The organism is Gemella sp. (assembly GCF_057272915.1).
The window spans coordinates 13546-25795 of sequence record NZ_DBHIUF010000022.1 but is presented as its reverse complement, the minus strand read 5'-3'; the positions used below and the strand labels follow the sequence as shown (position 1 = coordinate 25795).

7 protein-coding genes and 1 pseudogene are annotated in these 12250 nt (G+C 33.4%); 1 reads left to right on the top strand and 7 read right to left on the bottom strand.

Annotated elements, in window-relative coordinates:
- A pseudogene (locus tag ACO6OL_RS07525) lies at positions 1–1737 on the top strand (hypothetical protein); the annotation flags it as partial.
- Between the two features lie 70 nt (positions 1738–1807).
- Here ACO6OL_RS07525 and ACO6OL_RS07520 read toward each other — a convergent pair.
- From ACO6OL_RS07520 to ACO6OL_RS07490, 7 genes are all read right to left on the bottom strand, one after another.
- Positions 1808–3988, bottom strand: coding sequence for a cation:proton antiporter (locus ACO6OL_RS07520; protein ID WP_485502698.1), 2181 nt, complete (start codon positions 3986–3988; stop codon positions 1808–1810).
- A gap of 241 nt (positions 3989–4229) precedes the next feature.
- Complete coding sequence (locus tag ACO6OL_RS07515) at positions 4230–4994, bottom strand: ABC transporter ATP-binding protein (RefSeq protein ID WP_485502697.1); 765 nt, start codon at positions 4992–4994, stop codon at positions 4230–4232.
- Entirely contained in the window at positions 4994–5968 is a 975-nt protein-coding gene (locus tag ACO6OL_RS07510; protein WP_485502696.1) for a FecCD family ABC transporter permease, read from the bottom strand. Before ACO6OL_RS07510 ends, ACO6OL_RS07515 begins: the two co-directional genes overlap by 1 nt.
- Before the next feature lie 105 nt (positions 5969–6073).
- Positions 6074–7033, bottom strand: a complete 960-nt coding sequence (isdE, locus tag ACO6OL_RS07505) for a heme ABC transporter substrate-binding protein IsdE (protein ID WP_485502695.1) — start codon at positions 7031–7033, stop codon at positions 6074–6076.
- A gap of 10 nt (positions 7034–7043) precedes the next feature.
- Positions 7044–8363 (bottom strand): heme-binding Shp domain-containing protein, encoded by a 1320-nt coding sequence (locus ACO6OL_RS07500; protein ID WP_485502694.1) that lies wholly within the window; start codon positions 8361–8363, stop codon positions 7044–7046.
- A 117-nt stretch (positions 8364–8480) separates the two neighbouring features.
- Positions 8481–10349 carry a hypothetical protein gene (locus ACO6OL_RS07495; RefSeq protein ID WP_485502693.1) on the bottom strand — a complete coding sequence of 623 codons (1869 nt, stop codon included), beginning with the start codon at positions 10347–10349 and terminating at the stop codon, positions 8481–8483.
- Between the two features lie 90 nt (positions 10350–10439).
- Positions 10440–12250: coiled-coil domain-containing protein (locus tag ACO6OL_RS07490; RefSeq protein WP_485502692.1), on the bottom strand; the 1811-nt coding region annotated here is incomplete at its 5' end.

The window sequence follows — 12250 nt, the reverse complement described above, 5'->3', positions numbered from 1 at the left end:
CCGAAAGCAGAAGAGCCAGCAGCAGGAACAACACCGAAAGCAGAAGAACCAGCAGCAGGAACAACACCGAAAGCAGAAGAACCAGCAGCAGGAACAACGCCAAAAGCAGAAGAGCCAGCAGCAGGAACAACGCCAAAAGCAGAAGAACCAACTTCTGAAGAAGCAAAAGCTAAAAAGGAACTAGCAGATGCACAAAAAGATGGGGAAGATATTATTAATGAACAAGTATCTTCAAAACTAGGTGAAATAGAAAAAGTTAAAGACGAAGCCGAAAAAGAAAAATTAAAAGCGGAATTAAAAACATTAAAAGGAGACGCATTAGCCGCAATAAAAAATGCTAAGAATCATGATGCTGCAGTAGCTGCTACAGATGAGTATCAAACTAAAATTGATGGAATTAATGTTCCAGGTGAAGAGTTACCAGCACCAAATTATGATAAAGATAATTTAACCAATGGTCGTAATGAGGGGACTACGATTGAAGGTGGTAGCACAGCAATAGGACATGGCTCAGGAGAAGCATCTTCAGAAGCAACACAACCTGAATCATCAGCGACAGCTTCAACAGGAGCGGCATCTCAACCGAAAGCAACATCAGCTTCAACAGGAGCAGCAACGCAACCGGAAGCAGCAACAGAATCACCAGCGCCAACACAGCCGGCAACAGAACCAACTTCAGATTCAGCACCAACTGCAAAACCACAACCAGTTGCAACATCGGAAACTGCGACATCAGGAACTTCAAGTTTCAGAAATGCACCAGAAGTTCAAATTAGAGCAAGAAGAGTAGCACGTGCGGCAAATCAACCAGACGGTACGGTAAACATAAGTTATAATTATGATGGAATGCCAGATATCAATGGATTTTTATCTGATCCGGGAGAAAATAATACAGTAGCCATTCCGAATTCAGCAACTGAAGATGAAGTGAAAGAATTAGTTAAAGCAAAAATTCAAGCTAAGGCTCAAGAATTAGCTAAATATGGATATAAAGTAAAAGAAGAAATAGTATTCGAGCAAGATACTATTGTGAAGAACTTTAATTATGTAGTTACTTTCACTAAAGAAAAAGCAGGAACTACAGGCTTCAGAATTGCACCAGAAGTTCAAGTTAGAGCTAAAAAAGTTGTAAAAAGAGATTTATCAAATAAAACAAAACAAATAAATATCTATTACAATCTAACAAATCTAAAAGATATAGCCGGAGCATTAGGTGAAGTAGGAGAAAACAATATGTTAACTTTATCAGGAAATGCTACAAAAGAAGAAATTAAGAAAGCTATTGAAGAAAAAACAAAAGCTCAAATTGAAAAATTGAAAAAACAAGGTTTTAAAGTTGTTTCAGCTACTGACTTAGATCAAATCGTTGAAGGTGGAGATAGCTATGACTATGTTGTAGAATTCACAAAAGAATCTAAATTAACATCAGTTAACAATACAGGCTTTAGAAAAGCTCCATTAGTTCAAAAAAGAGCTAAAAGATCAGCAGAAGTACAAGAAACTGTAGATGTTAATATTTACTTCAATTTGAAAACTTTACCAGGAATAGCTGGAGCATTGGATGTAGATGGTGATACTACTATTAAACTTCCAAAAAATGCTACGGAAGCGCAAGTAAAAGCAGCAATTCAAGAGAAAATCACTAAAGTAGAAAAACGAGGATATAAAGTAAGTGATTTTTACTTCGGAGCAAAAACAGATCGTGGTTACGATTTTGTCGTAGAATTTAAAAAATAAAAAAACAACCTAAATAAAAGCTGACCTTAGAGTTTAGATAATAATCTAACTTGAGGTCAGCTTTTTTATTTTATTCTTCTTCAGTTTCACGAGGGAAAATCATGGATTCACTGAAGTTTAAGTTGCGAAGAGCGGTGTAAGAATCTTCTAGAGAAATATAGTTTAACTTTCTCATCGTTAATATTCTATATTTTAAAAGTCGAACTAACTCCATTTGAAGTTCTTTAAGTTCTTCTTCGAAATCGATGTCTTCTAAAAATACTTCAAATAAAGTGAATGAGTAGTATCTATATACATCTTTAACGAATTCTGCAGTATTTTCATCTGAACACTTTTCATCAATAACCTTATAGGCTGTCTCAAGAAGTACTTTTCTTACTGTAGGCGAGCAATCAATGATAGCCTGAATTTGGCTAGAAGAAGCTTCAGCTTTTTGTTTAATTTCATCTAATTTATTGACGAAGTTTACTTTTCTTCTTTTTGGTATTTTTTCTTTAAGTTTCTCATAAAATTCTGGAGTTAGATCTTTAGCCACAAAATGACGAGTTAAACGACGTTTTAGATTGGATTCTTTTACATATATTCTTAAATTAAGTAATAGGTTTTTTGGTATCGAATATGTGAATAATAAAGATTTTCTAAGTTGCATAAGTTTAGAAATTTCCAGGATTTGCTCAATGTTAGGATTGTCCTTAAGTATTTCAGGGAGAACTTTGTCTTGTGCTTTCATTATTTTTTTGTGTAGTGATAGTGGTTCGTTTGTATTTTTAAATCTTCCAGTTTGCATGTTTTTAAAGTATGCTTTTAGTTCGTGTAGATTTTTTATTTCAAAAGCATACGCAACTTTTTCTTCGATAGATTTCTTAGAAATATCACGTTCTTTTAGTTCCTCAAGTGTGCCTTCTAAGATTTTTTCACGAAGAGAGTATTGAGTATATTCTTTCTCTTCATCTTCGTTCTTAACAACAAGAGGAAGGGCGATTGTACCGATAATAATACTTAGTAAAACGACGTTACTCGCAATGAATAGGATGGTATTTCTAAGTGGGAAGTTATCCCCAGTAGAAGTTACAACCGGAATCATAAGTGCTGTAGCAAGTGTTACTGTACCGTGAATACCACACAAACTAGTAATTAAAGAGTAGTTAAATCTAGAATAGTTACCTTTGTCAAATTTTCTATTTAGTATTATTTTCGCTGTTTTTCTAGCAGTCGTAAAATGATGAGGTTGGAATGATATGTAGTTGAAATATACAAAGGTCAATCTAACTATCATTAGACCTAAAACAATAACTAATGAAATTATGAATCCATATACAATATCAATCTCCCTATTATTAAACACAGTATGATATATCTCAGGGAGTAAATATCCTAAAAAGGTAAATACAAAACCATTTAGTACATAACTTGCTATTTGTTGAGTACTGTCTATAGTTACTGCAGCATCACTACTTACAACAGTAAGTAAGTGATGCTTTCTTTGGTAGTTGTATACTAGAGCTGTAATTACTACAGCTACGATACCAGAGACACCAATATGTTCCGCAAGATAGAATACTATAACTGGTGTTATTAATTGAAAAATAACTAAAATATTAAATTCGTCAGCAAATTTTGTTGAGAATATAAACTTAATATAAGAAAAAGCTATCCCAATAATAAGTCCAAAGATCGCTCCCCCTCCTGCAACTACTAAAAATTTATAACTAGCATTCGTGACAGAAAATGTGTTAGTAAGAACTGCTGCTAGAGCTATATTAAATGATACAAGACCAGAAGCATCATTTAGAAGCGATTCCCCTTCTAATATAGCCATAAGTCCTTTAGGTAGTTTCATTCCTTTAGTTATTGATTTAACAGCCACAGCATCTGTAGGTGACAGGACAGCAGCTAAAACAAAACATGCTGCCCAAGGAATCATTGGAAGCAATAAATGAATTATGCTACCGACAACAATTACCGTCACAAGAACTAAAAATATTGCCATATATATAATTGGACGTTTGTATAGCCAGATATTCTTTAAGGACGAGTTGAAACCGTCAGTAAATAATAGGGGAGCGATAACTAACATCATAAACATTTCTGATTCAAACTCAAAATGAAGTGGGAGGTTAGGAATAAATGTTACCGCAGCACCAAGTATTATTTGGAATAAAGCTGCTGGAATACGTGGAAATAGATTATTTAAAAATGAACCAAGTATTACAATTATGACAAATATACCTAGGGTAGTTAGTATTTCCATAGAAAACTCCTTTGTAATTATTTTATTATTTATTTGTACCAATATATTTTACAATTATTTAATATTAAAATCAATAATTATATCATTCAAATAAAGATTATTTAGATTGGTGATTTAAGAATTTTTATATTGTAAAATAATTAGTAAATTATTGCTAAGGTATAAAAATATCGCTACATCAAAGTATTAATACCTCAATGTAGCGATGTATTCAAAATATTTATATCAGATATTTGAAAAGTTACCAACTAATTACTTTTCCATCTTCTATTTTAATATCAGCATCATAAAGTTTGTTTAGAAGTTCTTCATCAAAAAAGTTAGCAGCTTGATCATTTTTAATTACTTTTCCATCAAGAAGAGCGATAATATTATCACTATAAGCTAGAGCTTGATTAATATCATGCAATACCATGACAATAGTAATTCCTAGAGATTTATTAAGCTCTTTAACAAGTTGCATTATAGATTTTTGATATTTTATATCAAGGAAAGTAGTAGGCTCGTCTAGTATAATAATATCAGTATTTTGTGCAAGTGCCATTGCGATGTAAACACGTTGAAGCTGACCTCCAGATAATTCATCTACGCGTTTATCTTTGTAAGCTAATAGACTAGTTTTTTCTAGTGCGAATTCAATTTTTTCAACATCACTAGCGTTAGGTTTGTAGAAGAAGATATTTTGATAAGGAAGTCTAGCGAAACTAACCATATCATAGACAGTAATTTCTCGTGGAGTTTCATTTTTTTGATAAACAATCGCAAGAATACTGGCAAGCTCTTTTAATGAATATGAATTTAATTCTTTTCCTTCAAGTTTGATACTTCCAGAATTATAGTTTAAATTTTTGGCTAATATTTTTATTAGTGTACTCTTACCACAACCATTTTTACCAAGTAGGGTAGTAATTTTACCTTTTTCAATACTTACATTTAGACCTTCAAAAAGTGCATTTTTATTATCATACTTAAACGTCAGGTTATTAATTTCTATTATATTTTCCATTAACTTACTCCTTTCTTAACTAAAATAATAAATGCAGGTCCACCTATAATCATCATTATTAAATCAGCAGGTATTTCGATAGGTGCAAAAATAACACGACCGATTGTATCGAATAACAGTAGAATAAAAGCTCCAAGTAAAGCACTAAATGGAATAGTATAAATATGATTTCGTCCAATTATAATCTTAGCAATATGAGGTGTAATAAGAGCTAAAAAGACCATAACACCAGCAACAGCTGTAGAAACAGAAGCAAGAGCTACTGCAACAAATGAAATTAATAAACGAATCACATTAATATTAATACCAAGTGAACTAATAATATTATCATCTAAAGCGAAGATATTACATAGTTTAGCTAAGAAGAAGCTAATAATTAGTAGTAATGGAATCCAACCTAATAATAATGAAACATCATCCCAGTTCTTAGTTCCTAAACCAACAGTTTTGAATGCAGATGAAGTAGTAGAGTTAGCTTGGTTCAAGTACTGCATAGAACTTAGTATTCCTGTGAAGAAATAACTTATCGCAATACCGATTAAAATAATTTTAACATTGTTTTTTGTTCTACCCGCTAGGTAATAAATTATTAAGAAACCAAGAACACCACCGATGATAGAAAACACAGACTTAAACATTAAAAATTGTGGGAATAATCCTAATCCTAAGTATAAAAATAGGTTAGCTCCACTAGAAACACCAATAATACTAGGATCGACAAGCGGGTTCTTTAATACTGTTTGTAATAATAGACCACTAACTCCCAGCGCAGCACCTACTAATAAGGTGATGATAATTCTTGGGAAGCGAACATCGATAATTGCATTTACATTGGCATATTCTCCGGTAAAGATACCAATAGCTAATTGTCCGACGCTAGCTTTTATACTACCACTGTTCGCTGCAAAAAATATCGTACTTAATAAAAGTAGAATAAGAACAGAAAAAGTGATTGCTTTTTTGTTTTTAAACATTAAGAACCTCCTTATATAGTTTATATGTTTAGTATATCACATTGTTTTAAAATTGTATTATTTAAAAAACCAGAGGTAGCAATGCGCTACTTCTGGTTTTAAGTATTAGTTACTATAGAAAATACTGTATAGACTTTCTAATCCTTTTTGATAATCGTATGTAGCTGTCATACCAAACATTGAGCTATCTAAATCGACAACTTTATTATTTTTTACCGCATCGAAGTGAGACCAACTCTTATTGTTTTCAAATTCTTTTTTAAACATTTCATTTACGGTATCAGGCATAGCATGAGCAGTACGTAAAATGAAATCTGGTTTATCGTTTAAAGCAGTTTCTAAGTTTAGATTTTTAAACTCTTCAGTACCTTTAATGATATTTTCACCACCGGCTAATTTTACAAGGTTACCAACATAAGATTTCTCTGTAGCAGCCATGTAGCTTCCAGGTAAGCCCATAAGAACAAGAACTTTTGGTTTCTTTTTATTTGCGATTTTCTCATTGAATTTAGCGAAGAACTCATCGTGTTCTTTCTTTAATTCTTTGAATTTTTCAGTTTTACCAAATTCCTTTGCAAGTTCTTCAGTTACAGCGTATAGCCCGTTAACACTACGAATGTCTACAAATTTATAAGGTATTTTATTTTTCTCGAATCCTTCTTTTATCCAGTCTTGTAAACTATCTGGAGCATATACGATAGAAGGATTAATAGATTTGATAACTTCCATATTTGGATTCATAGGAAGACCGATTTGAACAGTGTTGTCATATCTTTTAGGCATACGACCTAATTTTGTAGTGGGAACAGCTGCTAATTTAATATCAAGTACATTAGCTACTTGAGCAAGAGCTACAGAGTCCATTACGACACGTTTACCATTTTCTTCTTCAGATTTTTTGTCTTTATTTACACCTGTTAAGTCTATCGTTTCATTAAAAGCTTTATCAGCTAGATTAGGATCAGTTCCAGTAGTGTTACCAGCTTTGTTTTGCGATGAACAAGCAGTAAGTACCAAGATACTAGCTAGAAGTAGTGTAAATAGTAGGGATAGTTTTCTTTTCATGAATTATCTCCTAGTTATTTTTTCTTTTTTTACGAGGAAAGTAAAGTCCAGCAGCTATTGCAAGAACTCCTATACCACCTAAATAATAAGGTGTGTAGTTTGCTTCTTTAATAGCTTCCATGTCTAGACCATCATTTCCGTTTTTAATAGTATCAGTATTAACTTCCACGAAATAACGAACAGGACGATTCATAGGTTCTACATACATTTGTACCATAGCTAAGAAGTTTTCATTTGGTACCTCGAATCGATAGTCAACATAGCTATCTTTATATTGTTCAATGTTAACTTTTGTTTCAGTAGCTTCTACTTGTTTGAACTCTCCATCTTTTTGAAGAACTTTAATGAAAGGACCTTGTTCTTTACTACGTTGAACCCAGTTCATAAGGTGTATACGGACAGTTGCGTATAATTTACCATCTTTTGTACGTTGAAGCATAGCTTTAGACCAACGTTTTTCTCCGTTAGATTTTTGATTTTTAAGAGCTTCGTTTAAGTCGCCACCTGCATTAATAGGAGAGATTACCCCTTGTACCATACCTTCACCGATAGCAGTGTTTTTAGTCCCACCATCAGCAGTAACACCAGTAAGAGGGTTCAAGTATGAACCTGTGATGTCAAGATTATAAAGACCAGGATTTTTTGTTTTTTGATCATCTTTGAAGTAATCTTCTAATTTCTTAGCAACAAATCCTTCAGGTGCTTTATTTTCATCTTTTTTGTCTTTGTTTTCTTCTTCTTTTTTCTTATCTTCTTCTTTTTTCTCTTTTTCTTTGTCTTTAGAAGAATCTTCAGAACCAGATACTAGATTAGCAGCAGCCCAGTTAAATTTAATAATAGCATTTTGAGATGCATCACCACCCATAATTTGGTTCATGGCATCAACAGCAACTCTAACACCGACTTTATCAGGTTTAGCTTCACCAAAGTTAAAGCTTAGAGTTCCTGGATAAGTACTAGTACCACCGTCTAAGTTAGTATCATTATAAGTGCTTGTTACTGAAGCGGCAGTAAGACTTCCTGAGAAAATAGGAGATGAGTAGATACTAAGTGATAATAAGTGACCGTGCATATTACTGAAATCCATTGGTGTGAATTGAACAGTAATAGTAGAAGTGTTATTATCGTGAACGTTTACAGTAGCATGTGTAGCTAATGCATTATTCCCCATAGAAAGACGACCACTATTTTCAGCATGCCATAGTTCCACAGGAACACTGTATACCTTATCAGCTGCGTGGACATTTTTAACGAAAGGTACATTACTGGATGTAATGATAAATGTTAATGTAGCAATAACTATCGTTAACAGTTTTAAAACTCGTTTCATTATAAAAACTCACTTTCTTTTATATTATTTAATTTTTAATTAAGAAAGACGGGAAATATTCCCGCCTTTCAGAGTAGATAATATTATAGTTATTTAGCGAGATATTATCTTACTATTTTATTTCTGTTTTTTTCTACCAACCATGAAGGCACTCATTAGAGTAAGAGCCCCTGCAAGAATAGATGATGATGTTTCTAATCCAGTGTTAGACAGTCTACCGTTGTTTAGACGTCCACCTTTAGGAGTTAAAGCACCAGCGCCATTATCAGCGGCACTAGCTCCAGGTTGACCACCATCAATAACTGCAGTTCCTTGTCTTTCAGTAGCATTAGACCAGTTAAGGCTAAGGATTGCATCTTTTTTACCAGCACCTGGCATAATGCTTTCCATTGTTGGAACGAATACTGAAACAGGAATATTAGTTAATTTTTCAGGCGATGTAAAGTGGATTTCCACTTGGTTCATAGCGCCACCTGTTCTATTAACAGGGTATTCAGTACCATTAACCCAGAAACGAGTAATACCATCTGTAAGAGTTCCTACTTTAATATCGTGGAAACGAACTTTGTAGTGATAAGTATCACCATGTTTGAATACAGTGATTCCATCTAATGCGGCGTTCCCCATAGAGGCACGACCTGATTCATATGCATTTAATAGAGAAGCAGTTACGTTGTCGAAGTAAGTAACCGGTACTTCTACACCTTGCCCTTGAGTAGCGGCAGGAAGAGGTGTAGTTGGTGTAGAGATTGGTGAAGTAGGTTGTTCACCTTGGTTTCCACCAGGATTAGATGGTCTTGGAGTATAACCACTGTTACCTGGTTTTCCACCAGCTATAGGTTTCCTTTGTTCCTCAGTTACATTAGAGAAATCAAATGATAAAGTAGCATTTTGTTTTCCACCACCTGTCATAATAGTTTCCATAGCTTGAACAAATACAGTAACAGGGACAGTCGATAGTTTTTCAGTAGATGTGAAGTGTACTTCTACCTGTTTATTAGCCCCACCAGTAGGGTTTACAGGATACTCTGTACCATTTACCCAGAAACCAGTAATTCCGTCATTAAACGTTCCAACACTAATATTGTGGAAACGAACAATATAGTGGTAAGTACTTCCTTCTTTAAATACAGTTACATTACTATGTTCTAAAGCTGCATCTCCCATTGATTTTTGTCCAGGGCGGTGTGCGTTTAATAATGTAGCAGTTACTCCATTATAGTAAGTCGCAGTTGCTGAAGAAGCAGGTTTAGGAGTTTCTGCTGGTCTAACAGGTTTAGCTGGTTCTGTAGTTCCTGAATCAGCTGGTTTACTTGTTGTAGATTCCGTCGGTTTATTTGAAGGCTGAGTATTTTCAGGTGTTTCAGGTTTTGGTGTAGGTTTAGCCCCCTCAGCAGGTTTAGCTGGAGTTTCAACTGCAGGCTTAGGAGTCACTACAGGTTTATCAACAGGTTTAGGAGTAAGTTTTTCTTCAACTCCAGTTAAATCTAAGCTAAGAATTGTATCTTTTGTACCCTGACCGGCATTACCAGTTATCAATCCAATATTCTCCATTATTTGAACAAATACAGTAGCGTTAATTCTTGATTTTAATTCAGGTAGAGTAAATTCAGCCAATTTTGGATTTTTAGCGCTTGGATCTTCTGTATATTCTATTGGTTGTAATGCTATTTCTTTTCCTTCTATCCAAAGTTTAGATACTCCATCGGATGATCCATTCAGATCGATATCTTTTAATATTAATTTATATTTATAACCATTAGCTACTTTTTGAACAGTTAATTTAACTATAGAAGCCTTAGCCATTGATATTTTTCCGGCTTCGTATGCGTTTAAAGCTGTTGTTGGTACTTCTACTTCTGGATTTTGAGTATCAGCAGCTAATAAAACTTTGTTGTTTTGTGTAGTCGCTGAATAATCTATCACAGCAAGGGTTGAGATGATAGTTGCTGCGGATAGAACTTTTAATAATTTATTAGTTTTCATGTTTTTGTTAATCCTCCTTAAAAATTCTCTATACATGACTTTATACAAAGAGGTAAATTACCCCTTTGTATAAAGATTTTATTATTTATTTTATTTATTATTTTTTCTGCGTAATACTAAAGCAGATAGTAGTGCTAATACACCTAATCCAGCAGTAGCAATAGAAGCTAATCCAGTATTAGCAAGTCCTTTTTTAACAGTACTTACAGGAGTTGCAGATGTTACTTGATTATTAGTTTTAACTACATCAAGGCTACCTTTATCTTTACTGTCGTTGTTATCATTTTGTCTAAAGATATTTAAATCTAAAGTAGGTAGTTCTTCTTGAACTAAAGGTTTAACTAAAGCTTTACCTTCATTAGATTTTATTTTTTCGTTTTCACCTGATGGAGCAGGTGTTACAGGTACTGGAGTGTTTTGATTTGAAGCGATTGTTTTACTTAAGATAGTATATTTACTGAAGTGACTAGTGAAGAATGTAAGTTTTCCATCTTTATAAACGCTAGGGACTTTTTCTAATTTATCTCCATTTACTTTGTCTTCATTTACGTAGTAAACTTCTAGTTTTTCATTTTCGTTCGCTACTACAGCTACTGTAACGGTACGTGTTTCACCTTGTTTGTTGATTGTGTTACCTTGAGAATCAGCAAAGTGAAGATCAATTGTTTTAACAACATTTAGATTTTCATCAGCTTTTTTAGCTAGTTTTTCAACTTTTGCAACAGTTTCTTTATTAGCTTTTTCTACGACTAAGTGATCAGCTTTTACAGCTGTATTGTCGAATGTTACTGTAACAACATCTTCAGAAGAACCGTTTTCTACAACTTTAGCTACTAATGTATCTTTAAGAGATGCAGTTTTTACAATTGCTTGTAATTGTTTAGCTTCATTAACTTTATTTTCAAGTTTAACTGCTTTTTCAGTTTCGGCTTTTAATTCAGTTACTTTTGCTGTAAGTTCTTTTTCAACTGCTGCTTTTTCTGTAGTTAATTTTTCTTTTTCTACTTCAGTTGTAGCATTATTTATTGCAGTTTCTTTTTCTTTAACTAGTTTTTCTAGTTGAGCTTTATCAGCTTCTAATTTAGTTACTGTATCTTTAGCAGCTTTAGCTTCTTTTTCAGTTTTTTTGTTATCAGCTTGGATTTTTCCTACAGCTTCTTCTTTAACTTCTTCTAATTTTTCAATTTCTTTAACTTTATTTTCAAGTTTAACTGCTTTTTCAGTTTCGGCTTTTAATTCAGTTACTTTTGCTGTAAGTTCTTTTTCAACTGCTGCTTTTTCTGTAGTTAATTTTTCTCTTTCTATTTCAGTAGTAGCATTGTTTATAGCTTCTTCTTTCTCTTTAACTAGTTTTTCTAATTGAGCTTTAGAAGTTTCTAAATTAGTTACTGTATCTTTAGCAGCTTTAGCTTGTTCTTCAGTTTTTTTGTTTTCAGCTTGAACTTTTTCAATAGCTTCTTTTAGAGCTTTTTCTTTAGCAAGTCTGTCAGCTTCAGCTTTTTCTCTTTCAGCTTTTTCTTTAGCAAGTCTGTCAGCTTCAGCTTTTTCTTTCTCAGCTTTTTCCTTAGCAAGTCTATCAGCTTCGGCTTTTTCTCTTTCAGCTTTTTCTTTAGCTAGTCTGTCAGCTTCAGCTTTTTCTCTTTCAGCTTTTTCCTTAGCAAGTTTGTCGGCTTCGGCTTTTTCTCTTTCAGCTTTTTCCTTAGCAAGTTTGTCGGCTTCGGCTTTTTCTCTTTCAGCTTTTTCTTTAGCTAGTCTGTCAGCTTCAGCTTTTTCTCTTTCAGCTTTTTCCTTAGCTAGTCTGTCAGCTTCGGCTTTTTCTCTTTCAGCTTTTTCTTTAGCTAGTTTATCAGCTTCGGCTTTTTCTCTTTCAGCTTTTTCTTTAGCTAGTTTATCAGCTTCGG